At 67.9% G+C, this 25,910-nt stretch carries 26 protein-coding genes and 1 riboswitch; of the genes, 18 read left to right on the forward strand and 8 right to left on the reverse strand.

The window, feature by feature from the left end; translation table 11 throughout:
- Window positions 1-93 precede the first annotated feature (93 nt).
- The 8 genes from EV647_RS12005 to EV647_RS12035 are packed head-to-tail and all read left to right on the forward strand — an operon-like array spanning window position 94 to window position 6,922.
- Window positions 94-987, forward strand: a complete 894-nt coding sequence (locus EV647_RS12005) for a nucleoside hydrolase (RefSeq protein WP_134002170.1) — start codon at window positions 94-96, stop codon at window positions 985-987.
- The gene (locus EV647_RS12010) at window positions 984-2,279 is read left to right on the forward strand and encodes an ABC transporter substrate-binding protein (RefSeq protein ID WP_134002172.1); all 1,296 of its coding nucleotides are present in this window, start codon (window positions 984-986) and stop codon (window positions 2,277-2,279) included. The genes EV647_RS12005 and EV647_RS12010 overlap by 4 nt, the downstream gene beginning before the upstream one ends.
- Before the next feature lie 2 nt (window positions 2,280-2,281).
- Window positions 2,282-3,181 (forward strand): carbohydrate ABC transporter permease, encoded by a 900-nt coding sequence (locus EV647_RS12015; protein ID WP_134002174.1) that lies wholly within the window; start codon window positions 2,282-2,284, stop codon window positions 3,179-3,181.
- Window positions 3,178-4,065 carry a carbohydrate ABC transporter permease gene (locus EV647_RS12020; RefSeq protein WP_134002176.1) on the forward strand — a complete coding sequence of 296 codons (888 nt, stop codon included), beginning with the start codon at window positions 3,178-3,180 and terminating at the stop codon, window positions 4,063-4,065. Before EV647_RS12015 ends, EV647_RS12020 begins: the two co-directional genes overlap by 4 nt.
- Window positions 4,066-4,075: 10 nt before the next feature.
- The gene (locus EV647_RS43670; protein ID WP_202876146.1) at window positions 4,076-4,564 is read left to right on the forward strand and encodes a sugar phosphate isomerase/epimerase; all 489 of its coding nucleotides are present in this window, start codon (window positions 4,076-4,078) and stop codon (window positions 4,562-4,564) included.
- Complete coding sequence (locus tag EV647_RS43675) at window positions 4,561-5,070, forward strand: sugar phosphate isomerase/epimerase (protein WP_202876147.1); 510 nt, start codon at window positions 4,561-4,563, stop codon at window positions 5,068-5,070. Before EV647_RS43670 ends, EV647_RS43675 begins: the two co-directional genes overlap by 4 nt.
- A gap of 8 nt (window positions 5,071-5,078) precedes the next feature.
- Window positions 5,079-5,957, forward strand: a complete 879-nt coding sequence (locus EV647_RS12030) for a transketolase (protein ID WP_134002178.1) — start codon at window positions 5,079-5,081, stop codon at window positions 5,955-5,957.
- The gene (locus EV647_RS12035; protein ID WP_134002180.1) at window positions 5,954-6,922 is read left to right on the forward strand and encodes a transketolase family protein; all 969 of its coding nucleotides are present in this window, start codon (window positions 5,954-5,956) and stop codon (window positions 6,920-6,922) included. Before EV647_RS12030 ends, EV647_RS12035 begins: the two co-directional genes overlap by 4 nt.
- Here EV647_RS12035 and ribB read toward each other — a convergent pair.
- Complete coding sequence (gene ribB / locus EV647_RS12040; RefSeq protein ID WP_134002182.1) at window positions 6,906-7,520, reverse strand: 3,4-dihydroxy-2-butanone-4-phosphate synthase; 615 nt, start codon at window positions 7,518-7,520, stop codon at window positions 6,906-6,908. The genes EV647_RS12035 and ribB overlap by 17 nt on opposite strands.
- An 84-nt stretch (window positions 7,521-7,604) precedes the next feature.
- Window positions 7,605-7,738: riboswitch (FMN riboswitch) on the reverse strand.
- Window positions 7,739-7,785: 47 nt separating this feature from the next.
- Here ribB and EV647_RS12045 point away from each other — a divergent pair.
- The 3 genes from EV647_RS12045 to EV647_RS12055 are packed head-to-tail and all read left to right on the forward strand — an operon-like array spanning window position 7,786 to window position 11,590.
- Window positions 7,786-9,249: a DUF4038 domain-containing protein gene (locus EV647_RS12045; RefSeq protein WP_134002184.1), complete on the forward strand. Its 1,464-nt coding sequence runs from the start codon at window positions 7,786-7,788 to the stop codon at window positions 9,247-9,249.
- Between the two features lie 33 nt (window positions 9,250-9,282).
- Window positions 9,283-10,260: a sugar-binding transcriptional regulator gene (locus EV647_RS12050; RefSeq protein WP_202871043.1), complete on the forward strand. Its 978-nt coding sequence runs from the start codon at window positions 9,283-9,285 to the stop codon at window positions 10,258-10,260.
- Window positions 10,250-11,590 (forward strand): threonine/serine exporter ThrE family protein, encoded by a 1,341-nt coding sequence (locus tag EV647_RS12055; protein ID WP_134002186.1) that lies wholly within the window; start codon window positions 10,250-10,252, stop codon window positions 11,588-11,590. The genes EV647_RS12050 and EV647_RS12055 overlap by 11 nt, the downstream gene beginning before the upstream one ends.
- On the opposite strand, the gene EV647_RS12060 is transcribed toward EV647_RS12055, so the two are convergent.
- Window positions 11,587-12,708 carry a sialidase family protein gene (locus EV647_RS12060; protein WP_134002188.1) on the reverse strand — a complete coding sequence of 374 codons (1,122 nt, stop codon included), beginning with the start codon at window positions 12,706-12,708 and terminating at the stop codon, window positions 11,587-11,589. The genes EV647_RS12055 and EV647_RS12060 overlap by 4 nt on opposite strands.
- Complete coding sequence (locus tag EV647_RS12065) at window positions 12,705-14,231, reverse strand: DUF4185 domain-containing protein (RefSeq protein WP_134002190.1); 1,527 nt, start codon at window positions 14,229-14,231, stop codon at window positions 12,705-12,707. Before EV647_RS12065 ends, EV647_RS12060 begins: the two co-directional genes overlap by 4 nt.
- A gap of 193 nt (window positions 14,232-14,424) precedes the next feature.
- On the opposite strand from EV647_RS12065, the gene EV647_RS12070 reads away from it, so the two are divergent.
- Genes EV647_RS12070 through EV647_RS12080 form a run of 3 tightly spaced genes read left to right on the forward strand, consistent with a single transcriptional unit; the run spans window position 14,425 to window position 16,553 of the window.
- On the forward strand, window positions 14,425-14,823 hold the full coding sequence (locus EV647_RS12070) for a cyclic nucleotide-binding domain-containing protein (protein ID WP_130386825.1): 399 nt from the start codon (window positions 14,425-14,427) through the stop codon (window positions 14,821-14,823).
- On the forward strand, window positions 14,813-15,790 hold the full coding sequence (locus EV647_RS12075; RefSeq protein ID WP_134002192.1) for an adenylate/guanylate cyclase domain-containing protein: 978 nt from the start codon (window positions 14,813-14,815) through the stop codon (window positions 15,788-15,790). Before EV647_RS12070 ends, EV647_RS12075 begins: the two co-directional genes overlap by 11 nt.
- 4 nt (window positions 15,791-15,794) lie before the next feature.
- Window positions 15,795-16,553: a GNAT family N-acetyltransferase gene (locus EV647_RS12080; protein WP_238177163.1), complete on the forward strand. Its 759-nt coding sequence runs from the start codon at window positions 15,795-15,797 to the stop codon at window positions 16,551-16,553.
- Here the strand turns inward: EV647_RS12080 and EV647_RS12085 are convergent.
- On the reverse strand, window positions 16,518-17,711 hold the full coding sequence (locus tag EV647_RS12085; protein WP_134002194.1) for a hypothetical protein: 1,194 nt from the start codon (window positions 17,709-17,711) through the stop codon (window positions 16,518-16,520). The genes EV647_RS12080 and EV647_RS12085 overlap by 36 nt on opposite strands.
- Window positions 17,708-18,034, reverse strand: a complete 327-nt coding sequence (locus EV647_RS12090; RefSeq protein WP_130386830.1) for a PadR family transcriptional regulator — start codon at window positions 18,032-18,034, stop codon at window positions 17,708-17,710. The genes EV647_RS12085 and EV647_RS12090 overlap by 4 nt, the downstream gene beginning before the upstream one ends.
- Window positions 18,035-18,167: 133 nt before the next feature.
- Between EV647_RS12090 and EV647_RS12095 the strand changes: the two genes are divergently transcribed.
- A complete protein-coding gene (locus tag EV647_RS12095; protein ID WP_134002196.1) occupies window positions 18,168-19,094 on the forward strand; it encodes a helix-turn-helix domain-containing protein in 927 nt (308 codons plus the stop codon).
- Between the two features lie 96 nt (window positions 19,095-19,190).
- Here EV647_RS12095 and EV647_RS12100 read toward each other — a convergent pair whose 3' ends face one another.
- Both EV647_RS12100 and EV647_RS12105 read right to left on the reverse strand, forming a co-directional pair.
- Window positions 19,191-20,051, reverse strand: coding sequence for a hypothetical protein (locus tag EV647_RS12100; protein WP_134002198.1), 861 nt, complete (start codon window positions 20,049-20,051; stop codon window positions 19,191-19,193).
- 150 nt (window positions 20,052-20,201) lie between these two features.
- Window positions 20,202-22,133, reverse strand: a complete 1,932-nt coding sequence (locus EV647_RS12105; RefSeq protein WP_134002200.1) for a Xaa-Pro dipeptidyl-peptidase — start codon at window positions 22,131-22,133, stop codon at window positions 20,202-20,204.
- A gap of 145 nt (window positions 22,134-22,278) precedes the next feature.
- Here EV647_RS12105 and EV647_RS12110 point away from each other — a divergent pair, with 145 nt between their 5' ends.
- The 3 genes from EV647_RS12110 to EV647_RS12120 all read left to right on the forward strand — a co-directional run bounded on the left by EV647_RS12110 (window position 22,279) and on the right by EV647_RS12120 (window position 25,254).
- Window positions 22,279-23,292 (forward strand): LacI family DNA-binding transcriptional regulator, encoded by a 1,014-nt coding sequence (locus EV647_RS12110; RefSeq protein ID WP_134002202.1) that lies wholly within the window; start codon window positions 22,279-22,281, stop codon window positions 23,290-23,292.
- Window positions 23,293-23,306: 14 nt separating this feature from the next.
- A complete protein-coding gene (locus EV647_RS12115) occupies window positions 23,307-24,209 on the forward strand; it encodes a 1,4-dihydroxy-2-naphthoyl-CoA synthase (protein ID WP_134002204.1) in 903 nt (300 codons plus the stop codon).
- Window positions 24,210-24,288: 79 nt separating this feature from the next.
- Window positions 24,289-25,254, forward strand: a complete 966-nt coding sequence (locus tag EV647_RS12120) for a teichoic acid biosynthesis protein C (RefSeq protein WP_134002206.1) — start codon at window positions 24,289-24,291, stop codon at window positions 25,252-25,254.
- Window position 25,255: 1 nt separating this feature from the next.
- Here the strand turns inward: EV647_RS12120 and upp are convergent, their stop codons facing one another.
- Window positions 25,256-25,897, reverse strand: coding sequence for a uracil phosphoribosyltransferase (gene upp / locus EV647_RS12125; protein ID WP_134002207.1), 642 nt, complete (start codon window positions 25,895-25,897; stop codon window positions 25,256-25,258).
- Between the last annotated feature and the right edge of the window lie 13 nt (window positions 25,898-25,910).

The following is a 25,910-nucleotide window of genomic DNA, read 5'->3' on the forward strand; positions in this document are numbered from 1 at the left end:
CTCTTGACGTGACTCTAGCCGCGTGGTGACACTCATGGCGACAGGCTATGCACTACTGAATATCTATTCGTCGCCAAAGCCGGAGGAGAGCGCGTGAGGCCGACCAGACGCCGGGTGATCATCAACACCGATGCCAAGAACGAGGCGGACGACCAGTTCGCGATCGTGCACGGGCTGCTGTCGCCGACCTTCGACGTCCGCGGCCTGATCCCCGCGCACTTCGGCACCCGCCGATCGGACCGCAGTATGGAGGAGTCCCGCGAGGAGATCGACCTGCTGCTGGACCTGATGGACCTGACCGGCCAGGTCACGGTCGCGAACGGCGCCGCCACCGGCATCCCGGACGAGCAGACTCCGCTCGACTCGCCCGGCGCGCAGTTGATCATCGAGGAGTCCAAGCTGGCCTCCGAGGGTGACCCGCTGTTCGTGTCGTTCCTCGGCCCGCTCACCGACATGGCGTCGGCGATCCTGCTCGACCCGGAGCTCGTGCACCGGAACGTGATCGTGGTCTGGATCGGCGGTCGCGGTTACAACGGCTACGCGGCCGACCACCGGATGGAGTTCAACCTGTCCAACGACATCCACGCCGCCAACGTGGTGTTCGGCTCCGGGATCACGGTCTGGCAGGTCCCGAGCGACGTCTACACCAAGGTCTCGGTCAGCTACGCCGAGCTCGAGGAGAAGATCGGCGACGCCGGTCCGCTGGGCAAGTACCTCATCGAGCAGCTGATCGAGTGGAACGCGACGTACCACGGCGAGCCGATCGAGTCCCGCTCCCTCGGCGACTCGCCTGCCATCTCCCTGATGCTCTACCCGCACAGCGGCAACTTCCGGACCCGTCCGGCGCCGCGCTTCGGTGTCGACGGCTGGTACCTGCCCGGCACCGACAACCCCATCCAGGTCTGCGAGCAGGTCGATGTCCGCTTCCTGCTGGAGGACATGTTCGCCAAGATCCGCCGTTTTGCCCGCCAAAGGAGCACCTCATGAGCACGTTCAGCCGCCGTGGCTTCCTCGGTCTCACGTCCGCCGCCGCACTCGGCGCCGGTCTGTCCGCCTGCACGGGCGGTGGTACGTCGACCAGCAGTGGCGGCGCCACCGGCGCGGCCTCGAACGACCTGCGCGTCTTCACCTACGAAGGCGACGAGACCATCGGCCTGTTCAAGGCGCAGCTGAAGAAGTTCGACCAGCAGGCCGGTACGACGACCACCGTCGAGAGCCTGCCCGGATCGGGTGCCGCGGTCTACCCGGACAAGCTCCGGACCCAGCTGCTCGGCGGCAAGGGACCGGACATCTGGCGGATCTGGGGCGGTCAGATCGGTAGTCCGTTCGCGAAGGCGAAGCAGGTGCTCGACCTGGCGCCGTACTACCAGAAGTACGGGTGGGACAGCTCGATCAACAAGCAGGCGATCGAGGGGATGACCTTCGAAGGCATGAAGGCCGGGCTGCCGTTGCTGTCGCTCGGTCTCGGGGCCTGGTACAACAAGTCGCTGTTCGCCAAGGCCGGCGTCAGCGCGCCACCGAAGAGCTATGCCGAGCTGGAGGAGGTCAACGACAAGCTGGTCGCCGTCGGCGTCACGCCGTGTGGCCTGGGCGGAAAGTACGGCTGGGACATCATGCGGCTGTTCGAGTACCTGCTCGAGCACACCGCCGGGCCGGAGCTGCACGACAAGCTGCTGACCGGTGACGAGAGCTGGGACCGGCCGGAGGTGGTCGAGGCGTTCACGCTCTTCAAGAAGTGGCAGGACAAGAAGTGGCTGCCGCAGGGTGCGCTGGGCCTGGACCCGTCCGACGTCGAACCGTGGTACGTGCAGGGCAAGACGGCGTACACCATCGTCGGCCCCTGGACGGAGGCCGCCGCCATCCTGTCCGCGAAGAAGAGCCCGTCGGGCTTCGGCAACTTCGAGCTGCCGACCGACAAGACACCCGCCCGGCACTCCGGGTTCGTCGAGGGCTACATGATCAACGCCAAGGCGAGCAACCCGGACAAGGCGGCCGAACTGCTGGACTTCCTGGCCAAGCCGGAGACCCAGAAGGCCTTGCAGATCACCGCCTCGACCGTCAAGGGTGCCGAGCCGGACCCGAAGTCGCTGCCGCTGTCGGCCGAGTGGGCGCAGAAGTACGGCAGCAATCCGTTCTACACGATCCAGGACCAAGCGTTCCCGAAGAAGCAGGCGGATCAGTACTTCAGCGTGCAGAGTGACCTGCTGCAGGGCTCGGTCAAGCCGGACGCGGCGGCGAAGAAGATGCAGGAGATCGTCTCGGCCTGGGCGAAGAGCTGAGCATGGCAACGACTGTCGCGCTCTCCAAACCCAAACGTGGTGGCCGCTGGTCCCCCTGGTTGTTCGCGCTGCCTGCGCTCATCGTGTACGTCGGGTTCCTGGTGTACCCGGCGGTGTCGTCGCTGTGGTTCAGCCTGACCAACTGGGACGGACTGAGCGCGACGTACAAGTTCGTCGGCCTGGACAACTACTTCAAGCTGCCCAGTGACCCGGTCGTCGTGACCGCGGTGAAGAACAACCTGATCTGGACCGTGGTCACGATCGCCGTACCGACCGTCATCGGTCTGCTGCTGGCGATCGCGCTGAACGGGAAAGTGCACGGCAAGCCGATCCTGCGGCTGATCTTCTACACCCCGGCCGTCCTGCCGCTCGTGTCCATCGCGAGTATCTGGGGCTGGCTGTACAACCCGCAGTACAGCGCGATCAACTCGTTCCTCAGGTTGCTCGGGCTCGACGGACTCGCCCAGCCCTGGCTCGGGCAGGACTCGACTGCGCTGTGGGCCGTGATGGTGCCGGCGATCTGGTTGCGGACCGGCTTCCCGATGTTGCTCTATCTGGCCGCGTTGCAGGGCATTCCGAACGAGCTCTACGAGGCGGCGACCGTCGACGGAGCGACGAAATGGCAGCAGTTCTGGCATGTCACGATGCCGAGCCTGCGGCCGGCGCACTACATCGTGCTGGCGCTGTCCCTGATCGACTCGTTCAAGGTCTTCGACATGATCTACGCGATGACGTACGGCGGCCCGGGTACGTCGACGCAGGTGATGGGAACGTGGATGTACTTCAACGTCTTCCAGTACTACCAGGCCGGCTACGGCACCGCGATCGCCGTCGTGATCACCCTTGTGGCCATCGCGGTCGGCATCCCGTACGTACGCTCCCAGACACGGGAGGCCTCATGACGCTGACTGCTCCGGTTCGGGTCGACGTGCCGATCGAGTCCGCTGAGCCCGCGAAGGCTCCGAGGACGAAGCGTGGTCTGGTCATAACGCTGGTCCTCATCGTGATCGCACTGTTCTGGATTTCGCCGCTGGCGCTGCTGGTGATCACCGCCGTACGCCCGCTGTCCGACTTCATCGGGAACGGGCCGCTGTCCTGGCCCGCGGACTTCACCTGGAAGAACTTCTCGGACGCGTGGGGGATCGGCAACTTCGCCACGACGTACAAGAACAGCGCGATCCTGGCGCTGATCAAGGTGCCGCTCGGGGTGCTGGTGTCGGCGATGCTCGGCTTCGCGCTGGCCAAGCTGCGGATGAAGTTCCGCCGGACGGTGATGTTCACGGTGTTCCTCGGGCTGACCATCCCGATCTACATCACGATCGTCCCGGTCTTCATCATGATGCGCTCGGCCGGTGCGACCGACAGCATCTTCGGGCTGATCGGGCCGTACCTGGCGTTCGGCATCCCGTTCGAGGTGCTGGTGCTGCAGTCGTTCTTCCGGCAACTCCCTGACGAGATCATCGAGGCCGCCCGGGTGGACGGCGCCGGTGACTGGCGGGTGTTCTTCACGATGATCCTGCCGCTCTCGGTCCCGGCCCTGGTGACCGTGGCGATCCTGGACGCGGTCGCGACCTGGAACGAGTTCCTGTTCGCGCTGATCCTGCTGAACTCGGACGCGCACAAGACCATCCCGGTCGGGCTACTGAACTTCCAGGGCCAGTTCGCCAACAACAACACCGGTCTCGCGGCAGGCATTCTGATCGCTGTGGTGCCGATCCTCATTGCTTACACCTTGCTTCAGCGTTGGATCGTCGGCGGACTCACCGCCGGTTCTCTCAAGGGTTAGGACACACGATATGACTGACATGCCGGTCTTCGGCGCAGGGATCTGGCACTTCGCGACGTACAAGGACCGCTATGCCACCGACGGGTACGGCGAGCCCGTCGGACTGCTCGAGCAGATCGACCGCGCCGGTGCGGTCGGCGACCTGTCCGTCGTCGACCTGAACTGGCCGTTCGCCGGGTACGACGGGACGCTCGACGAGGTGAAGGCCGCGCTGCAGCGGAACAACCTGAAGGCGATCGCGATCACGCCGGAGATCTACACCCGCGACTTCGTCAAGGGCTCGCTGACCAACCCGGACCCCGGCGTCCGCAAGCAGGCGCTGGAGCTGTTGCACCAGGCAACCGAACTCGCCAAGGACCTGGGCTGCTCGTACGTGAAGCTGTGGCCGGGGCAGGACGGCTGGGACTACCCGTTCCAGGTCAACTACCACGACATCTGGAACCTGGCGCTGGACGGCCTGAAGGAACTGGTGTCCGCGATCCGGACATCAACTTCGTGATCGAGTACAAACCGCGCGAGCCGCGGGTGAAGATCATCTTCCCGAACGTCGCCCGCACGCTGCTCGGCATCGAGAAGATCGGCCTGCCGAACCTGGGCATCCTGCTCGACTTCGGCCACTCGCTGTACGGCCAGGAGACACCGGCCGACGCGGCGCAGCTGGCGATCGACTACGGCCGGCTGTTCGCGATCGACGTCAACGACAACCTGCGCGGCTGGGACGACGACATGGTGGTCGGCTCGGTGCACCTGGTCGAGACGTTCGAGTTCTTCCACACGCTACGGAAGAACAACTGGGAGGGCGTCTGGCAGCTCGACCAGTTCCCGTTCCGCGAGGACAGCGTCCAGGCCGCGAAGCAGGCGATCACGTTCCTCAAGGCGATCCACCACGCGCTCGACGTACTGGACGACGAAGCCCTCGCTGCCGCGCAGGCCTCGCACGACGCGCTCGCCGCGCAGAGGCTGGTCCAGAAGGTGCTGCTGAGTTCGATGGCTGGATTGGAGTGAGGGCCGGCATGACGCTGACCGTCGAACACACCACGATGCCGGTGCTCGGCCGGCTGCCGGTCCACAGCAGTCGCGCCGAGCAGATCGCGCACATCGCCGAGGCCGCCAAACAGATCCGGATCCAGGACCTGAAGCTGGTCCACCACGCCGGCGCCGGGCACATCGGCGGTGACTTCTCCGCGATCGACATCCTGGCCACGCTGTACGGCGCTGTGCTCGACATCTCGCCCGCGACGGTGAACGACCCTGAGCGGGACCGCTTCATCCTGAGCAAGGGGCATGTCGCGGGTGCGCTCTACACGACGCTGGCCGCGTTCGGGTTCCTGCCGGTCGAGGACCTCGCGACGTTCCTCAAGCCGCTGTCCGCGCTGAACGGGCACCCGAACCGGAACAAGGTCGCCGGCGTCGAGGCCAACACCGGCCCACTCGGGCACGGCCTGCCGGTCGCGGTCGGTCATGCCCTGTCGGCGAAGCTCGACGTCTCGTTGCGCCGTACCTATGTGCTGGTCGGTGACGGGGAGCTGCAGGAGGGCTCCAACTGGGAGGCGATGATGGCTGCCTCCCAGTACCAGCTGGACCGGCTCACCGTGATCGTCGACCGGAACCGGCTGCAGCAGGGCGCGACCACCAAGGAGACCAACGACCTCGACCCGCTGCCGGAGAAAGCGGCCGCGTTCGGGTTCGCGGTGGTCGAAGTGAACGGTCACGACCACGGCGAGCTGCTCGACGTGCTGTCCGCCGTACCGTTCCGGCCGGGCAAGCCGACGTTCGTGATTGCCCATACGCACAAGGGTCACCCGATCTCGTTCATGAGCAACAACGTCGCCTGGCACCACCGCGTACCCGATGCCGCTGAGTACCAGCAGGCCCTGAAGGAGCTGCAATGACCGTCCTCGAGACCCGTTCGATCGCGGACCAGCCGCGGTACGACTGCCGGGACGCGTACGTCGAGACGCTCGCCGAGCTGGCCGAGGCCGATCACCGGATCGTTGGCGTGGTCAACGACTCGGTCGGGTCGAGCAAGCTGAACAGCTTCCGCAAGGCGTTCCCGGACCGGCTGATCAACGTCGGCATCGCCGAGCAGGACATGGTCGGCGTCGCGTCCGGGCTGGCCAACGGCGGCCGGATCCCGTTCGTCTCGGCGGCGTCCTGTTTTCTCACCGCCCGCGCGCTCGAGCAGATCAAGGCCGACGTCGCGTACTCGAACACCAACGTGAAGCTCTGCGGCATGAGCCCCGGCGTCGCGTACGGCGAACTCGGCCCGACGCACCACTCGATCGAGGACATCGCCTGGCTGCGCGCGATCGCAAACATGACGATCATTGTTCCGGCCGACCCGATCGAGACGGCGGCGGCGTTGCGCTGGGCAGCGGCCTCGGACGGGCCGGTGTTCATCCGGGTCAGCCGGATGAGCGTGCCGAAGGTCTACGCCGAGGACTACGAGTTCGAGCTGGGCAAGGCGATCACGGTTCGCGACGGGAGCGATGTGACGCTGATCAGCAACGGGACCGTGCTGTGGCGGGCGCTGGCCGCCGCAGAACGGCTCGCGGAGGAAGGGATCTCGGCCCGGGTGCTGTCGATGCCGACGGTCAAGCCGCTGGACACCGACGCCGTGGTCGCGGCCGCGCGGGAGACGGCCGGCATCGTGACCGCGGAGGAAGCGGTGTCCGGCGGCGGCCTCGGCGGTGCCGTCGCCGAGACCGTCGTACAGCATCATCCGGCGCGGGTGTCGATCCTCGGGTTCCCCGAGTTCGCGCCCACGGGGTCGGCCGGCTACCTGCTGGACCGCTACGGCCTCTCCGCCGAGGGCATCGCGGACGCCGCCCGCAAGCTGGTCACGACAGGTAAGTGACCAGGTCGGCGATCGAGATCATCGCGAAGCCATGGGCGTCGGCGAACGCGCGCAGGTCCGCGCCTGCCATCAGCGTGCCGTCGTCGTTCATGAGTTCGCCGATCACGCCGACCGGCGGCAGCCCGGCGAGCCGGACGAGTTCGACGGTGGCCTCGGTGTGACCGGGCCGCTGCCGGACTCCGCCGGCGACCGCTCGCAACGGCAGGATGTGGCCGGGCCGGATCAGGTCCGCGGGCTGCGCCGAGAGATCGGCCAGCACACGGACGGTCCGCGCGCGGTCGGCGGCCGAGATGCCGGTCCCGACACCGGTCGCCGCATCCACCGACACGGTGTACGCCGTACGCAGGCTGTCCTGGTTGTTCGGCACCATCAGCGGCAGCTCGAGCCGGTCCAGGATCTCCGGCGCCGCGGGCGCGCAGACGTACCCGCTGGTGTGACGGACGAGCAGGGCCATCAGCTCGGGCGTCGCGAGGCTCGCGGCGAAGGTCAGGTCGCCTTCGTTCTCGCGGTCCTCGTCGTCGACGACCACGACCGGCCGTCCGGCGGCGAGCTCGGCGACCGCGTGTTCGATGGTGTCCAGGCTGGTCACGGTGTTCACGATCGTTGTCCTCTCGGGCAGTGCACTCAGAGCACTCCGGGGCAACGACAAGCTCCACGACCCGGGTCAGGGGACGTGCAGCTGCCACGTGCGTCTTCCCATCCGGACTTTCACCGTCGGTCCCGGAGTTCCACCGGGTCAACCGCTCCTTCTCACGAAGTCACGGGTCGCGGACTGTCACCGCCGGCTCGGAATTTCACCGACCCCAGAGCACGTGTGTTCTTCTCACCATCAGCTTAACGGCAACGAGCATCCCTGGAGTGTCATGTCCATCTCATCCGTCTGGCAGGAGATCGAGCTGCCGGCCACCTCCGAGTGGGTCGAGTTCGAGCACGAGAGCGGCCGACTGCTCCGGCGCCCGGCGTTCTGGGACGGCGGTGACACGCACCGGGTCCGTTTCGCGCCGCCGCTTGCCGGTTCGTGGACGTGGTCGGGCGGCGAACTGCACGTCGTCGAGGCTCCAACTGACGAGGCGAATCCGTTCTACCGGCACGGGTTCTGGCGGATGTCGCCCGGCGGCCGGAGCCTGGTGCACGCGGATGGCACGCCTGCTCTGCTGGTCGCCGACACCGCGTGGGCGCTGCCCTGGCGGGCGACCCCCGACCAGGTCCGCGAGTACGCCGCCGACCGGCAGGCGAAGGGGTTCAACGCGGTGCTGCTGATGACCGTCCAACCGGACATGCGCGCCGTCGGGCCGCGCGACCGGACTCAGGACGAGGGGTTCGCGGTCGGCTTCGAGGATCTCGCCGACGGTCACCTGAACCAGATGAACGTCGAGTACTTCCAGTACCTCGACGTACTGCTCGACACCTTGGTCGAGCACGGCCTGGTCCCTGTCCTGCAGCCGGTGTTCCAAGGCTTCGGGTGGAAGGGCCTAGACGTCGCGGGCACCGTCGTACCGCCATCCGAGTACGCCGCCTACTGCCGCTATCTCGTCGCGCGGTACGGCGCTCGGCCGGCCGTCTACCTGGTTGGCGGGGACGGCTCTGGTCACGAACCGCAGACTGCCGCCGGAGGTGCTGAGGTGCACGCCGCCGACTGCTACGGGCAGCCGACCGGTATCCATTACCGGCCGCACATCCGCGCGAATGCTCACCAGGACGCGGACTGGCTGGACTTCCAGTGGTGTCAGACCGGCCACACCGGCGAGCACGTACCGGAGCGGGTCGCGGACATGTGGCGGAATGAACCGGTGAAGGCGGTCGCGAACGGCGAACCGACGTACGAGCACACCGGCCGGACAGGTATGGCTGAGGGCTGGTGGCAGGGGCACGAGGCGTGGAGCAACCTGTGCGCGGGCGGCACGATGGGCGTCGTCTACGGTGCGGGCAGCCTGTGGCAGTGGCGACTGCACGCGGAGGAGCCGGGCCACTCCGAGTTCTTCCTCGCACCCGGCGCGGGCTGGCGCGAGGCGATCGACTTCGAAGGATCGACGTACGTCGGAATGCTCGGAAAGATCCTGGACGGGTTGCCGACCACCGACATGGCGCCGGACTGGACCCGGACGATCTCGGGACGCGCGCTGAGTACGGCGGAGGGCGGCCTGATCGTGTACCGCGAGGACGGTGGGCCGGTGATGGTGTTCGACGACACCGTCCCGCTGAGTTACACGATCGTCGATCCCCGTGACGGCTCGGTCGTCGCGACCGGCAAACGCGACACTCCGACGTCTCCCATCCCGGACCAGGGTGGAGCGCCCCGGGTCTACCTGTGCCTGCCTGACCTATAGTCCGTAGACCTGAAACGTTGCGAGGGGGTCGAGGTGAACGCGAACCGCGCGGTGCGCCAGCCCGGGCTGGACGAGCTGCGGCTGCTCGCGAAGGTGGCGCGGATGTACCACGAGAAGGGCATCCGGCAGCCGCAGATCGCCGCCGAGCTGAACCTGTCCCAGGCACGCGTTTCCCGGATGCTGAAACAGGCCGTCGAGGTCGGCATCGTGCACACCGTGGTGACCATGCCGAGCGGCGTGCACAGCGACCTCGAGGACGAGCTGCAGGGCCGGTACGGGTTGCGCGACGCGGTCGTCGTCGACACCCTCGGCGTGGGGGACGACGTACTGCCCGCGCTCGGCTCGGGCGCGGCGGCGTACCTGGACATGACCCTGACCGGTGGGCACGTGGTCGGGATATCGTCCTGGAGCGAGACGCTGATCAGCGCGGTCGACCGGATGCCGCGCAAGAGCGTGCCGGTGGTGGACAAGGTCGTGCAGATCGTCGGCGGGCTGGGCGACGCCGCGGTGCAGATGCAGGCCACCCGGCTGACCGCGCGGTTCGCCGAGCTGACCGGCGGGATGCCGGTCTACCTGCCCGCTCCCGGGCTGGTCGGGACCCCCGCCGTACGCCGGGCCATGATGAACGATGTGTCCGTTCGGGACGTTCTGGGCACCTGGGGACAGCTCACCGACGCCCTGGTCGGGATCGGCAGCCTCGAGCCCTCGCCGCTGCTGCAGCGCAGTGGGAACGCGGTCGCGGAGGCCGACCAGGACGAGTTGCGCAGGCTCGGCGCCGTCGGAGACGTGTGTTTCCGGTTCTTCGACGAAGAGGGAAAGCTCGTGCGCTCGACGTTCGACCAGCGGGTCATCGGGGTGACCGCGAAGGAGTTACTGGCGGTGCCGCGCCGGATCGGGGTGGCCGGCGGTGACCGCAAGTACTCCGCCATCCGCGCCGCCCTGCTCGGAGGCTGGGTCAACATCCTGATCACCGACCTCGCGATGGCCCATCGCCTGCTCGATGGAGCCTGACGAGCAGCGGGAGGTCTACGCCACCATCGACCTTGCCCTGCGGGTCGGTGAGGTGCTGCTGTCCAGCGGTGCCGGTACGGCGGACGCCACCGCGACGATCCTCGGTGTCACCGCGGCCGGCGGACTGCGCGGCTGCGAGGTCGACATCACGTTCACCTCGATGGCGGTCTCGTACCAGGCCGCGCCGGACGTCGCGCCCGAGACGCACATCCGGCTGGTCCGCTACCGGTCCCAGGACTTCTCCCGGCTGACCGACGTCGACCGGCTGGTACGACGGTTCGCCCGCGGCGACGTGACCCGCGAGGAGGCGTCGCGCGAACTCGCCCGGATGACGTCGGCCGGTCCGCCGTACCCGCGCTGGAGTGCGGTGCTCGCCTGGGGCGTGATGGCCGGCGGCGCGACGCTGCTGCTCGGCGGCGGCTGGCTGATCACGTTGCTGGCGGTGCTGACCGCGATCGTGATCGACCTGAACAACCGGTGGTTCAACCGGCAGCGACTCCCCGCGTTCTACCAGCAGGTCGCCGGTGCGTTCGTGGCGACCGCGGTCGCGCTGGTCCTGTACGCCGTACACGCGCCGGTGAAACCGTCCCTGGTCGTTGCCGCCGGCATCATCATGCTGCTGGCCGGGATCGCCCTCACCGGTGCGGTGCAGGACGCGATCACCGGGTACTACGTGACCGCCGCGGCCCGGAGTCTGGAGGCGATGCTGCTCACCGGCGGGATCATCGCCGGTGTCTCGCTGGGTCTCGCGCTGGGGCTGAAGTTCGGTCTGCACGTCGGGATCGAACCCCAGACGATCCAGCTGGCGAACCTGCCGATCATGGTGATTTCCGGCTCGGTGATGGCGGTCGCGTTCGGGTACGCGTCGTACGCACCCCTCCGCGCGTTGCTGCCGATCGCCGTGATGGGTGCACTGGCCTCGCTGATCTTCACCTTGATGACCAGGGCATCTTTCGGGCCGGCCTGGTCCACCGCCGCGGCTGCCTTCGTCGTCGGTCTGGGCGGCTACTCCAGCGGCCGGCGGACCGGCGTACCGCCGCTGGTCGTGGTCGTCGCCGGCTCGATCCCGCTGCTGCCGGGGCTGACGATCTACAAGGGCCTCTACGAGCTGATGGCCGTCGGCCAGCTCATCGGCATCGTCAGCCTCACGACCGCGGTCGCGATCGGCGTCGCACTCGCCTCGGGCCTGATCCTCGGCGAGTACGTCGCGCAACCCATCCGCCGCGAGGCGCGCCGTCTCGAGGACCGCCTGGCCGGTCCCCGCCTCGTCGGCCCCCGCCGCCCGGTACGCCGCCGTACCTCGTCCCGCCGCCGGCGCCGCGCGGCCTAGCTGGCCGGCCCGGTGGCGAAGTACGTCTTGCAGGTCGGGCCGTCGTAGTCGGAGGCGAGTTCGAGGACTGTGCTGCCGTCGGGGGAGACGACCATCGGAGAGCTGTAGTTCGGGCAATAGTTGTTGTACGGATTGTCGACGGCGACCGGTGCGGCCAGCTCGGACCAGTAACCGCTCGTCCCGGTGGTGTTGGCGAGGATGGTGCGGCCGTTGCCTTCGGCCACGGAACCGTCGGCGTTCTGGAGGATCTGGCCGATCAGCAGCAGCTTGCCGTTCGGTGCCAGCGCGATCGTCGGAGCATGGGTGAAGTACCTGCCGTCGGCGGTCTGCGCCCGGACACCGGGTCTGGCGGGCGATCCCCAGTTCCAGCCGTCACGGGACTGGCGGGTGTAGACGGCGCAGTCGTACTGGCCGCCCACGCCACAGACCTCGTACGACATCACGTACGTCCCGCTGGGCAGCTGCCGTACGACGGACATGCCGGGTCGATGTGCGGGCGTCGGGCTCGACACGGTGGGCCGCGGATCCCTCCAGGTGATGCCGTCGGTACTCCGGACCTCCATGAGCTTCTGGCTGTGCGCCGGATCGGTCTCGTCGGAGTAGTGGCAGACGAGCTGGCCGTCGGCCGCGACGGAGAACTCGGGTTCCCACAGGCCGCGGTCGTTCGGCGCGGTCGCGCACCTGGACAGGTACGACCAGGTACGGCCGACGTCGTTGCTCTTCCAGATCCGCAGCGACATCGGCCGCGCGTCCGCGCCCACGGAGGCGGCCCAGAGCAACGTGCCGGGCGGCAGCGCGCCGATGCGCCGTGGAAGCTCGAAGAGCGTCGCGCAGCACAGGCCCTTGCCGTTGGACGCCTGCGGGTCCGCGACCGTGCCCACCTGGGCGAAGCTCGCGCCGTCGGTGGTGCTCTCGTAGATGGCGCCGAGCCCGGTGTTGCCGTTGAACGTCACCACGCTTGCGAGGATCCGGCCGTTCGCCGTGCCGTTGTGTTCGAGCCGGATCGCGCGCGGATAGAGACCGACGCTGTCCCGCAACAACTGTCCGGTCGCGGCCTGCGCCGGTGCCGGCACCAGGACACCGGCGATGATCATCAGTGCCAGGAACAGCCGTTTCATCGGATTTCCTCCAGCTCGACGTCGTCCAGTTGCAGCCAGACGTCCTGCCCGTGGCCGAAGAAGCCGCCGTACAGTTGGACCAACGACTCTCCGCCGGCGTCGAACTCGACGGAGACCTTCGTGTACTGCGGATGCGCGCCACCGGACTGCTGCGCGATCGTGCGTCCGCGGAGCGTGCGGACGCCGAGCATCGTTTCGCTGTTGTTCTCCGCCGTCCGGATCCAGGCGGAGAGCCGGTAGCGGTGATTGGGGCGTACGGCAACGGTCTGCTGGATCTGGTGGGTGCCGATCGAGTCGCGGACGAACGCGTTGTTGGTGCCGGTGTGGCCGAGGTTCGTGCGGTCGATGCCGCCGGTACCGCTCAGTTGCCAGGGTGCGGACGGCGTACCACTGGTCTGGCTCTCGAAGCCGGGATCCGTGACCAGGTTGGTGATCCGGCCGTCGTCGGTGAGCTTGGTGCGCATCAGGAAAACGTTGTACGGATCCCACTGGGACATCGTGAAGTACAGGTCCGGGCCTGATGACCAGGGGTGCATGAACGATCCGTACAAGCCCGGGTATTCGGAGCCTTTGACAACGACCTGTTCGCCGCTCCACGGGCCGGTGAGGTCCTTCGCCGAGCGCAGCACGATCGCGGCGCGGTGCTCGTCGAGATACATCATCAGCCATTTGCCGGTGTACGCGTTCCACTGCACCGACACCTCGCCGATCGGGCCGACCGCGATCGGTACGGCGGCCGACTCCTGCGGCGACCAGGTCCGGCCGTCCCAGTACCGCCAAGCCTTCTTCTGGAGGACCTGTTGCTCGGGAACCCTCGCGAGATGGGCGTTGCCGAACCGGCCGTTCGGCGTACCGATCATGTAGACATAACCCTTGTCCTTGACCAGGGCCGTCATCTGGAAGTTGTCGTCCCAGGTCTTGGTGTTCAGCCAGCGGGCGCCGGGGTCCTTGGTCCAGTTCTCGCCGTTGTCGTCGGAGTACGCGAAGCCGGAGTAGTTCGTGAACCAACTGCCGGCCGGACCCCAGTAGTTGACCGACATGTACTGCACGTACTGGCGCTTCCCGACCGAGATCCCCGCGGTCGGGATCACCGTGTGCTCGTCGCGGTCGATCTTCTTGCAGGGCAGGAACTCCTTGGCGTGACCGGGCCGGTCCTCGGCCGCCGAGTCGAGCGTCATCCCGTCGGCCAGGTTGCGGTCCTTGCTGCGGAAGAGCAGGTTGCACCGCCAGTCGATCGTCGCCTGGTCACCGGCACCGCCGCCCGGCCCGGTCCAGCCGCTGCCGTAGCTGTCGCCGAACGCGGTCAGGATCTCGCCGGATCCGTTGTCCCACAGGATGCCGAGATCGGTCGCCTTCAGGGCGAAGCGCGCCTCGGTGTCATTGATCGACTCCGGACCGGTGAGCTTGGCGATCCGCTCGACCGGCGACGGTACCGCCGTTGCTTGGGCGGGTGCGGACTGGTCGGCAGGCACCACGGCCGCTCCGATCAGGGCAGGCAGGACGAGCAACCATCGTTTCCGCATCAGGGGCTCCTCGGGCGGTTGCAGAGAGGTGGCATCCAGAAATCGATTGCCCGACCGTAACCGCGGGCCGTGGGGACGGTCAATGGGTCGCGACCTCTGCGCAGGTCGCGGACTGCCTGTCCTCCTGATCTCCGCGCGTGCGTTAGAGTTACTGACTGGAAACATCGGCCGATCGCCGACGAGGAGGATCGACGTGGCACTGGGTAGGACGTCCCCACGGGACCTGCCGCTGTTCGCGGATCTGTCCGGACGCGACATCCGGGACATCTTCCGGGCCGGCGAGGAGGTCTCGGTACCGGCCGGCTGGTCGCTGATCCTGGAGCAGACGCCTCCGGACGCGGCGTACCTGATCCTCAGCGGTACGGCGGCGGTCCGCGAGAAGGGCCAGGAGATCGCCGAGCTCGGCCCGGGCGACATCGCCGGCGAGGTCGCGGTCCGGAAGAACACGTTGCGAACGGCAACCGTCACGGCGAAGTCGCGGCTGCAGCTGCTGCACTTCACCCGGGAGAAGTTCGACGACCTCACCCGCCGGCTGCCGGCGTTCCGGGACGCCATCGACGCCACCATCGCCGAGCGCCGCGGTGGCCACTGACCCTGGGGCGCCGGATCTGGCCGGGTTGACGCGGGAGTTCGAGCAGACCCTGCTGGGCGGGGAACGGAAGTTCACCCGGATCCAGGTGTCCGAGCGGGCCGGGATCTCGATCCAGCGCGCCGAGCGGATGTGGCACGCGCTCGGGTTCGCGACCGTGCCGGACGACGAGGTGGCGTTCACCGACGACGACGTCGAGGCGTTGCGGCTGGTCGCGGCGCTCGAGGACGACGGGTTCATCGAGCCCGAGATGGAGTCGTCACTGGCCCGGAAACTCGGCCAGACGCAGTCGCGGCTGGCGTCGTGGCAGTCGGCGATGTTCCTGGAGTTCCTCGGCGGGTCCAAGCTGTCCGCGGACGAGTCGATCGAGGTTGCCGGCCTGTTGCTGCCGGCCATGGAGCGGCTGCAGACGTACGTCTGGCGCCGGCACCTCGCCGCGGCGGCCGGGCGGGCGGTGGCGGGGTCCGACGAGCTGGCACGTGGGGTGCGGGCGGTCGGATTCGCGGACATCGTCAGCTACACGCGCCTGACGCGGCGGTTGACCGAGGCCGAGCTCGGGGAGCTGATCGAGCGCTTCGAGGGTATGGCCGCGGACGTGGTCGCGCTGAACGGCGGCCGGGTGATCAAGTCGATCGGCGACGAGGTGCTGTTCGTGGCCGACACCGCCGCAGAGGGGGCTGCGGTCGCACTCGCCTTGCAGGACGCGGTGAACGCCGACGACGACCTTCCCGAGCTGCGGATCGGGCTCGCGTACGGCACGATCCTGATTCGATTGGGCGACGTGTACGGCGAGGTTGTCAACCTGGCCGCCCGTCTCACCACGGAATGCAAACCCGGCAGGGTTCTCGCCGACCGCGAACTCGCCACAGCCCTCGACGGCCATTCGTCGTACGCCGTCCACCGTCTCCGCCGCGTCGCCGTCCGCGGCTACCGCCACCTCGTCCCGTACGCGATCCAACGGGCAGAATGACCGCGTGCACGAGCTTCTGACGACCGCGGCGCTGGCAACGGCGGCTGCGGATGATCCGATGATCGTCTGGGCCGCGCACGGCTTCGGCCCTGGCATTCGCGCCTGGTACGAGGGGGATGCCGTGGCGGTTGCGTCGCCGGACGTGTCGAAGCATGATCGGCTCGCGGTGATCGGCCCGGTCGACGACGCGGTGCGGTTGACCGCCGACGTGCTCGCCGAGGTGGGTCCGTCGTACCGGCCGTTCGGCGACGAGGCGCTGATCCGTGAGCTGGCAGAGCGGGTGCCGGGGCTGGGGTTCTCGGCGGCCTTCGGGTGGATGGACTCGGACACGCTCCCGGACCTCACCACGACCGCTGCGTGGCTGGACGATGAATCCGGCCTTGAAGAGTTGCTCGCCGCGGCGTCGCCTTCGTCGTACGCGTGGCCCGGGCATCCCGGCGTACGGCGGTGGGCTGCGGTGACGGGCGAGCATGGTGAGTTGTTGAGTATCGCCGCGGATGCGTGGAGCGCCCCTGAGGTCGGGTTCCTCGCCGGGGTCGCAACGCATCCTGTTGCCCGTGGCAAAGGACTGTCGCGGCAGGTGTGCGGATTCGTCACCGCCGAACTGGTGAAGCGCCACGGACGAGTCGGACTGATGGTCAACGGCGACAACACGCCCGCGATCAAGGTCTACGAACGCCTCGGCTACACGTATCGCAGGGTCGCGGCGGCGTCAGTCCGTTCCTGGTCACCTGGTGGGCTTCACGGTGAGCGTCGCGCCTGAGGTCGGGGTTGCCGAAGGGGCGACTGGGGTCGGGGCGGTCCGGGTGGCTGGTGCGGGTGGTGGGACGAAGGGGGCCTTCGTGGTCTCCTTGCAGTCTTCCGGGCTGGAATAGCCGTTCTCATCGGGGACGACCACGGCCTGCGGGAAGAGGTTGCTGGTGGTGTCCCGGGACTCCTGCCCGTAGTTGGTCGCGCAGTCCTGCAGTTCCATGCTGATCGGGTTGCCGTCCTGGTCGTACAGCCGGACCGTGACCTGCTTGCCCTGGGCATCGAACGGGTAGATGTTCGAGACTGCGGTGCCGTTCACCACCACGCCCTTGGTCGGTGGTTCGTAGTTCGGCCCGCTGCCGCGGTAGTGGTTGTAGTTGTCCAGGAACCCGAACGACGCGCCGACGTACGCCGCGGCAAGGAACGCCGGGACGGCAACCGCTGCGACGACGTTGAGCGGTACGACGTACCACAGCCAGCGCCGGTCCTGCTGGGTCCGGCGACCGATCCAGATCGAGACCGCCGCACCGGCGATGGCTCCGACCACGGTCACCGAGATGGCGCCGAACAGCGCGAAGAACCCGGCCGCACCGATCATGCCGCGCGCGACCCACCAGACCGGTTGGCCGATCGTCACCAGTTCGTGCCGGACGTTCGGAGGGACCTGGTCGATCCAGCCGCGGACTGCGGTCGCCCACTGCGCGCCCCGCGGGGTGTCCAGGACGATCCGCGGGTCGTTGCCGTGCAACGCCCGTACGCCGAGGAACGCCGCGACGAACAGCACGCCGAGCCCGAGCAGCCCGAAGAACGCCGTCTCGTCGCTCGACCACGCGAAGATGCTGACGGCAACGAAGAACGGCCCGACAGTGCCGGCGATCAGGCCCCAGCGCAGCGCGTTCCAGCCGGACGTGAGGTAGTCCTGGCTGACCGGCTCGGTGCGTGCCGGATAGCCCGCCGCGGTCCGCAGTTCGTCGGCGTACTGCCGCGGCGTGCCGAGTCGTACCTGCAGGTCGCTCAAGGTCGGCTCGGCGTCGAACTCGCCTGCTACCTCGGTGAGGTGGTCGGTGACGTCCTGGAGCACGTCCTCCAGTTCACCCGGCGGCAGGTCGCTGAGCTCGGCTCGCACCTGCGTCAGGTAGATCGCGACCGCTCCGGTCAGGGTGCTGTTCACGCGGCCTCCTCCTCCAGCAGCACCGACATCGTGTCGGCGAAGTGATTCCAGGTCTTGGTCGATCGGGCCAGCAGGTCATGGCCGGTCTTGTTCAGCCCGTAGTACTTGCGGTGCGGGCCTTCCTCGCTCGGTTGCACGTACGACGTCAGCGCGCCGGCCTGGAAGAGCCGGCGGAGCGTCCCGTACACGGAGGCGTCCGCGACGTCCTCGAGCCCCGCGGCGCGCAGCCGGCGAAGTACGTCGTACCCGTAACCGTCGGCGTCCCGCAGTACAGCCAGCACTGCGAGATCCAGTACGCCCTTGAGCAGCTGGCTCGTATCCATCGCGACCTCCTCCGGCACCGGCGGTGCTCCGCTGCGGAGACTACTACACATTGTGGAGTACTCCGTTAACCACTCAGAGGTTCCGCAATTTCGATCAAGTCGGAGGCCGGGTGGTGGGGGCACAGTGGTGGGCATGGCGGATGTGTTCGAGGAATTCGTGGCGGTGGTCGCCGACGGTCTGCGCGGTCTCGACGGTCCGGTGAACGGTGCCGGGCTGGCGGGACGGGTGCATCTGTCCCGGTTCCACTTCGACCGCGTGATCGGTGCGGTGGCCGGCGAATCGCCGTTCGCGTTCCGGCGCCGGGTGTTGCTGGAGCGGGCGGCGTACCGGTTGCTGGTCGAGCCGGTCGCCGTACTGGACGTCGCGGTCGAGGCCGGGTACGGGTCGCACGAGGCGTTCACGCGGGCGTTCGTCAGGGCCTACGGGATGTCGCCACGGGAGTGGCGGCGGGAGTCGTCGCGGATGTTCTTCCTTGCGGCGCCGAGTGGAGTGCATTTCCAGCCGCCGGCCGGCCTTCGGCTGCCGGCTCGTAGAAAGGTGAGAGGCATGGACGTACTTGTCAGGATGGTCGAGCACCACGTGTGGTTGACCGGCGAGATGATCGAACGCGGCGCCCGCCTGGACGCCGCCACACTGGACCGGCCGATCGAGCTCTCCGTCGAGGGGATCGACGACGACATCTCGATCCGCTACCTACTGGACCGCCTGGTCTGGCAGGAGGAGATGTGGCTGGCGTCCGTCGAGGACCGCCCGTTCCAGGTCCCCGAATGTGGCCGCCAGGTCGTCACCCCGATCCCCGAACTCCGCACCCGCCACGCGGACGCCGGCGCGCGCTTCGTGGCCCTGGTCAACCAACTCAACGAAGACGGCCGCTTCGACGAGAGCTTCGTCGACACGACCAGCGAACCACCCCGCGTCTTCACCTACGGCGGCATGGTCGCCCACGTCCTGACCTTCGCCGCCCACCGCAGATCCCTCCTGGTAGGCGCCTTCCACACCGCCGGCGTCACCGACCTAGCCTTCGGCGACCCAATGCACTTCGTAGCCGAAGGCAACTAATCCGTCGAGTCGTGGGATTTGGCTCTCATCGCTAGCCGATTTCCACGACTCGGTGATGCGGAACGGTGCCAATCGCCACGACTCGGCGGGAGCGGGTCAGGCGGCCAGGTGTCGGTGGCGGATGCGGAGGTCCTCGGAGATGCGGGCGACGACGGTGTGTGGGATCTGGAGGAGGTCGTACGCCGTGAACACCCGGACGAGCCAGCCTTCGCGCTCGAGGTTCTCGCGGCGGCGGATGTCCTGCCGCCACTGACGGGCATCCGTGAGGTGGTGCCGCCCGTCGTACTCGATCGCGAGACTGACCTCCGGGTAGCTCAGGTCCGGTTCGGCCAGCCAGCCGCCCGCGGCGTCGGAGATCACGTAGCCGATCCGCGGTTCGGGAAGGCCGCCGTCAACCAGGAGCAGGCGGAGCAGGGATTCCATCGGGGAGTCCACGCCGGCTCGGACGCGCGCCGCCGCTTGGCGGGCGAGCCGGACGCTCCGCACTCCGATCGCGGCGGCGACAGTCTCGACCAGGTGAAGCGGCTCGACGTCGGTGCGTCGTACCAGGGAGTCGCCCGCGGCGACGAGCTTGGTGAGATCGCAGTACGGCGCCAGGTCGAGGAATGTCCGCTCAGGTGGAGTAAGTGGCAGTCCGTCGCGTAGCGTGCGGTCGAGGTGCTGCACCTCGTGCACGCGCAGACCGCTGATTCGCGGAAGGGACAGCCGTGGATCGCGCTGGACCGTCACATGTACGACGTCGTCGGCGCGGTCGTCGGCGGTCCACAGACTCAACGCGGTCTGGTGACTCACCACCGCCTCGGGCGTCAACAGCAATGCGGCCTCGGCCTGCAACCGGGGCGTGACGGCGACGGTCCCGTCGACGTACACGGAACCCAGCACCCGCCGGTACTGCGTGCCGCGCAGCACACCCCGCGAGATCCCTAACGCCTTGGCATCCGCCGCCGTGAACAACACCCCATCATTGTCCCGATTTCCCCACTCCACGATGTCCGTTGTCCACAGGCCCCACCGAGTCGTGGCGATTGGCTCCGGACCCATTCATCGAGTCGTGGATCGCAGCTGGTTTTCACAGCCGATTTTCACGACTCGGCGGGTGGGGGAGTTCTAGTTCTTGGGGTCGTGGAGGTTGGGGCGTTGGGTGGGGGTTTTGATTTGGACGTTGATGGTGGGGATCTGGGTGGGTGCCGTTAGGTGGCCGGAGGCTACGGGGACGTTGAGTTTGCTGGCGGCCAGGTCGATGTCGATGGTGGCGCCGGTGGTGTTGGGGGTCGTCCACTCGGTGTCGGACAGGGTGATGGCGAGTCCGACGATGCGGCCCTTGGGGATGATCTGGTCCTGGGCGCGGAGGGGGACGGTGACGGTGGTCCACTGGCCGGGCTTCAGCGGGGTCGGCTGCGAGAGCGACTTGCTGTGGGCGGCGTCGATCCAGCCGCGGCTGACGATGCCGTGATCGCTCTGGGTGCTGACCTTGTCGACAGTGAAGTAGCAGCTGTCGTCGTAGTCGGTGCTCGAGCCCTCACAGGTGCTTTCGTCGGTACGGCGGATGCCGGCGTACCGCGCGGCTTCGCCGTACTCGACGAGTCGCGCGGTCACCGGTGTCGTCGACGAGTCGGACTTCAGCCGTAGCGTGACCGACGGCGTGCCGCTGATCCGCAGCGGTGCGGTGAGCGGCGCGGACAGGAACATCTGCCGTCCCGCGATCACCTCCGACGGGTCCGCGACGATGTCGTCCTCGGTCAGCTCGGGATCGTCCGTGACCATCACCGAACCCTTGCCCGCAGCACCTAGTTTGCCGGCCGCGAGCGGCACCGACACCGGGCGGTTCACGGCCGGCCAGGTCTTGTAGTTGCGCCACACGTCGGGAGCCGTCTCGACCGAGACCATCGGCTCGTTCATGACGCCGTTCTGCAGGCCCTGCAGCCAGTAGTCGAACCACTTGTGCAGTTCGTCCACCCACTCGTCGCGCCGGAACTCGAACGGATCCACGTGGTCCTCGAGACCCAGCCACAGCTTCCGCGGTACGTCGTTCCGCGAGAGCGCCGACCACCACTGTGAGAAGTGGTTGGTCTGCACGTTGTAGTCGCTGAGCCCGTGCGTCATGAAGACCGACGCCTTCACCTTCGACACGTTCTTCGTGTAGTCGCGCTCGGCCCAGAACGACGTGTAGTTGCCGGTGTCGTCATCGTCGTTGTCGCCGAGCTTGCCGCGGACCTCGTCGCAGGCTGCGCTGTCGTGACCGACGTACCCGCCCAGCCAGGGCATGTAATCGTCCGAGTACGGTACGCCGCCGGACCGGGTGTAGTCGTACCACGAGGAGATCGCCGAGATCGGCACGATCGTCTTCAGGCCCCTCACCCCGGTCGCCGCGACACCGTTCGCGAGTGTCCCGTCGTACGACTTGCCGATCATCCCGACCGCGCCGGTCGTCCAGGACGCCTTCACCGGTTGGCCGTTGGCGGTGTGCGCTGTATTGCGGCCGTTCAGCCAGTCGATCACGTCGACGACCGACTGGATCTCGTCCCTGCCGCCGACGTCGCCGCAGCCCGTGGAGCGGCCGGTGCCGACGACGTCCACGCCGACCATCGCGTAGCCGCGCGGGACGAAGTAGTTGTCGTAGAACAACGGCATCTTCCGGATCACGCCGTCGCCGTCGTACGTCTTCTTCTCGCTCTCGTTGCCGCGTCCGCAGCAGGAGTAGTACGGCGAGGCGTCCATGATGACCGGGATCTTCGTGCCGTTGAGGACGGGCTCGCTCGGCCGGACGATGTCGACCGCGATCACGTCGTCCTTGCCGTCGCTGTCGGTGTCCATCGTGGTGTCGACGTAGACCGACTCGCGGATCGCGTTCGCGTAGTCGTAGACCGGCTGGGTGCTCTTGGTGCGCGCGTCGACGTGCTGCGGCACACTGGGAGCAGCCGGGGCCGGCGTACCGGGTCCGTCCGGGAGCGGAGCAGCCATGGCCGGACCGGCAAGGGTCGTCAGGCTGAGCACAGCGGACGCGACCAGGATCGTCACCCGGGCATGGACGGTCCTCATGGCTGGGAAGGCTAGTCACTCGCGCGCCGCAACGCCAGGTTCTGACCGGATTGGTAGCGACCTGCCCGATACTCAGCGTGAGAACGGGTGAGTTCGGTAGGGTGACCGCCACCGCCCCCGGGGGGACGCACGAAAGGGTAGGCCAGTGAATCTGCGAGCACCGGTGACATTGCTGGACGTGGCGCAGCGTGCGGGTGTGTCGGTCGCGACCGCCTCCCGCGTGCTGAACGGCGGGGACCGGATTCCCCGTCCAGAGCTGCAGGAGCGGGTCAAGGCCGCCGCCGACGAGCTCGGCTACACGCCGAACGCGCAGGCGCAGGCGTTGGCCAAGTCGTCGACGAACGTGGTCGGCATCCTGGTCCACGACATCGAGGACCCGTACTTCGCCGCGATCGCGAACGGCGTGATGCGGGCCGCGGACGAGCGCAATCTGCTGGTGATGATGGCCAGCACGTTCCGTGACTCGGACCGCGAGATCGCCTACCTGTCGTCGTTGCGCGCGCAACGAGCCCGGGCCGCGGTGATGATCGGCAGCCGGCGGACCGACAGCGAGAGCCTGGCGCGGACGGCGACCGAGGTGGAGACCTTCCTCAACTCCGGCGCGGGTCTTGCCCTGGTCAGTCAGTCCGGGATGCCGGCGCACACCGTTGAACCGGACAACCGTTCCGGGTCGGCGGATCTGGCGCGCGAGCTGGTCGGGCTCGGCTGGCGGAAGTTCGCCGTACTCGGAGGGCCGGAAAGCCTTGCGACGGCACGCGATCGGCGGGACGGCTTCGTCGCCGGGCTGGCCGAGGCGGGGTTGGAGCCGGTGGCGGTCGAGTCCGGTGACTTCACTCGCGACGGTGGGTACGCCGCCGCGGAGCAGCTCCTCGACCGCAAGGCCGATGTGGACTGCGTATTCGCGGTGAACGACGTGATGGCGGTCGGTGCGATGTCGGCGTTGCGGGCGCGCGGTGTCGACGTACCTGGCCGGCTCGGTGTGGCCGGGTTCGACGACATCGCGACGCTGCGCGACGTGTGGCCGGGTCTGACGACCGTACGGCTGCCACTGGAGCAGATGGGCCGCCGCGCGCTGGAGCTCGCCATCGAGGGCGGCGACGCGACGACCGAGACGTTCAAGGCGGAAGTAGTACTGCGGGAGAGCACCGCACGCGGCTGAAATATGCTCGCCGGGTGACCGTCTCCGAGATATTCGACCCGTCGGCCTGGAAGCAGGTGGACGGCTTCGAGCTGACCGATATCACGTACCACCGCGCGGTCGACGCCGGTGTGGTGCGGATCGCCTTCGACCGGCCCGAGGTGCGCAACGCGTTCCGGCCGCAGACCGTCGACGAGCTGTACCGCGTTCTGGACCACGCCCGGATGTCCACCGACGTCGGCTGTGTGCTGCTCACCGGCAACGGCCCGTCACCGAAGGACGGCGGCTGGGCGTTCTGCTCGGGCGGCGACCAGCGGATCCGCGGCAAGGACGGTTACAAGTACGCCGAGGGTACGACGGCCGACTCGATCGACCCGGCGCGCGCGGGCCGGCTGCACATCCTCGAGGTACAACGGTTGATCCGCTTCATGTCGAAGGTCGTGATCTGTGTCGTTCCCGGCTGGGCCGCGGGCGGCGGGCACAGTCTGCACGTGGTCGCGGACCTCACGCTGGCGTCCGCGGAGCACGCGCGGTTCAAGCAGACGGATGCGGACGTGGCGTCGTTCGACGGCGGGTTCGGGTCGGCGTACCTGGCGCGGCAGGTCGGGCAGAAGTTCGCCCGCGAGATCTTTTTCCTCGGCGACGAGTACTCGGCCGAGGACGCGTACCGAATGGGCATGGTCAACAGGGTCGTTCCACACGCCGAGCTCGAAGCGGTGGCGCTGGAGTGGGGCAAGAAGATCTGCGCGAAGTCCCCGACCGCCCAGCGGATGCTGAAGTACGCGTTCAACCTGATCGACGACGGGCTCGTCGGGCAGCAGCTGTTCGCCGGTGAGGCGACCCGTCTCGCGTACGGCACCGACGAGGCCGCCGAGGGCCGCGACGCGTTCCTGGAGAAGCGATCGCCGGACTGGTCGCCGTACCCCTACGCTTTCTAACACGATCTGGTGGTTAGTTAGCAGAAAAATGTGCGCGAACTGATGACAGTTCGCGGTAAACGGCTTACGGTCGGGCGCTATGAACAATCTCTCCCGCCGTGGGTTGCTCGCTGGTGCCGGTGCTGTGGTCGTCGCCGGAGCCGTAGGTGCGCCCGCCTCCGCCAATCCGTTCACCCTGACTCCGACGCGCCGCTTCGTGCTGGACGGGCCAGGTGGCGAGATGTTCCGCAGCAAGCCGTTGGCGGACGTGACGGTCATGCAGTCGATCGCCTTCGACAGTGCGAACCAGCGGCTCTTCACCGGGCAGTTGCGGGCCGGATCGCCTTCCAGCAGTGGTGATCTCACGCTGACGCAGCTCACGCTCGCCGGTGACGTCGTCGGGCACATGTACCTGAGCGGGTTCGGCCACGCGGTCTCGATCGGTGCGGAGACCGTCGGGCGTACGACGTACCTCTGGACCGAGACCGACGTGGACACGGCGAACGCGCGTGGCCGGCAGATCGCCCGTTTCCGTTGGCAGGACGGCGCGACGCTGACGAAGGACTCGCCGGGGCTGCGCAGCTGGAAGCCGGTCGCGGACGGTGCCGTGTTCACGCCATCGGTGGATCAGCAGCACGGGCGGATCGGGATCCGGCACACGCTGGCGGACGGGTTCCACATCAACGTGTACTCGCTGGCCGCGGCACGCGCCGGTGACTTCTCACGGGTGCTCGCGTCGTTCAAACAGCCCACGATGACGGCGGGCATCGACTTCCAGGGTTGGGCCCTGTACGGCTCCTACGTCTACCTGTGGGAGGGCGAGGCGTACGCCGGTACCTTCGATCCCGCCCTGGCGACGTCGAAGCTCTGGGCGTACGACATCAACAAGGGCGAGGTCGTCGAGTCCGTGAAGATCCTGGACGGCGCCGACCTGGTCTACCGCGAAGCCGAGGGCGTGGGCGTGTACGTCGACCCGCTCGGCTGCCCGCGCCTTTGCTTCGGCTTCGCCTCCGGCGTCACGGGCGACCGCCGCGCCAACCTCTTCTACCGCGACACTCTCGTGTGACCTACTGGGCGACGCCGTACAGACGGTCGCCGGCGTCGCCGAGGCCCGGAACGATGTAGCCCTTTTCGTTCAGGTGGGAGTCCATACCGGCGATGACGAGGTTGCACGGTACGTCGAGGTGGGTCAGTTCGTTCTCCACGCGCTTGACGCCTTCCGGGGCGGCCAGCAGGCAGATGGCGGTGATGTGGTCGGCGCCGCGGTCCACCAGGAACTGGATCGCTGCCGCGAGCGTGCCGCCGGTGGCGAGCATCGGGTCCAGGACGTAGCACTGGCGTCCGGACAGGTCCTCGGGAAGGCGTTCGGCGTACGTCGACGCGGTCAGGGTCTCCTCGTTCCGGACCATGCCGAGAAAACCGACCTCCGCGGTCGGGAGCAGCCGGGTCATGCCCTCGAGCATGCCGAGACCGGCGCGCAGGATCGGGACGACGAGCGGCTTCGGCGCGGCGAGCTTCACGCCCTGCGCCTCCGCGACCGGGGTCTGCACCGTGACCGGACCGGTCCGCACGTCCCGGGTCGCCTCGTAGGCGAGCAGCGTGACGAGCTCCTCGGTCAGCCGCCGGAACGTGGGTGAGTCCGTGTGCTCGTCGCGCAGCGCGGTGAGCTTGTGGGCGACGAGCGGGTGGTCCACGACGAGGATCTGCATAAGGCCGAACGGT

This window comes from Kribbella sp. VKM Ac-2566 (assembly GCF_004366005.1).
Taxonomy (GTDB): Bacteria; Actinomycetota; Actinomycetes; order Propionibacteriales; family Kribbellaceae; genus Kribbella; species Kribbella pratensis.

Bases quoted from the DNA above. Each gene is read 5' to 3' on its own strand.
- EV647_RS12095 (WP_134002196.1), top strand. From the start codon at position 18,168: ATGGCGGATGTGTTCGAGGAATTCGTGGCGGTGGTCGCCGACGGTCTG.
- EV647_RS12010 (WP_134002172.1), top strand. From the start codon at position 984: ATGAGCACGTTCAGCCGCCGTGGCTTCCTCGGTCTCACGTCCGCCGCC.
- EV647_RS12055 (WP_134002186.1), top strand. From the start codon at position 10,250: ATGGAGCCTGACGAGCAGCGGGAGGTCTACGCCACCATCGACCTTGCC.
- EV647_RS12105 (WP_134002200.1), bottom strand. From the start codon at position 22,133: ATGAGGACCGTCCATGCCCGGGTGACGATCCTGGTCGCGTCCGCTGTG.
- EV647_RS12020 (WP_134002176.1), top strand. From the start codon at position 3,178: ATGACGCTGACTGCTCCGGTTCGGGTCGACGTGCCGATCGAGTCCGCT.
- EV647_RS12060 (WP_134002188.1), bottom strand. From the start codon at position 12,708: ATGAAACGGCTGTTCCTGGCACTGATGATCATCGCCGGTGTCCTGGTG.
- EV647_RS12045 (WP_134002184.1), top strand. From the start codon at position 7,786: ATGTCCATCTCATCCGTCTGGCAGGAGATCGAGCTGCCGGCCACCTCC.
- EV647_RS43670 (WP_202876146.1), top strand. From the start codon at position 4,076: ATGACTGACATGCCGGTCTTCGGCGCAGGGATCTGGCACTTCGCGACG.
- EV647_RS12030 (WP_134002178.1), top strand. From the start codon at position 5,079: ATGACGCTGACCGTCGAACACACCACGATGCCGGTGCTCGGCCGGCTG.
- EV647_RS12120 (WP_134002206.1), top strand. From the start codon at position 24,289: ATGAACAATCTCTCCCGCCGTGGGTTGCTCGCTGGTGCCGGTGCTGTG.
- EV647_RS12015 (WP_134002174.1), top strand. From the start codon at position 2,282: ATGGCAACGACTGTCGCGCTCTCCAAACCCAAACGTGGTGGCCGCTGG.
- upp (WP_134002207.1), bottom strand. From the start codon at position 25,897: ATGCAGATCCTCGTCGTGGACCACCCGCTCGTCGCCCACAAGCTCACC.
- EV647_RS12065 (WP_134002190.1), bottom strand. From the start codon at position 14,231: ATGCGGAAACGATGGTTGCTCGTCCTGCCTGCCCTGATCGGAGCGGCC.
- EV647_RS12090 (WP_130386830.1), bottom strand. From the start codon at position 18,034: ATGGATACGAGCCAGCTGCTCAAGGGCGTACTGGATCTCGCAGTGCTG.
- EV647_RS12035 (WP_134002180.1), top strand. From the start codon at position 5,954: ATGACCGTCCTCGAGACCCGTTCGATCGCGGACCAGCCGCGGTACGAC.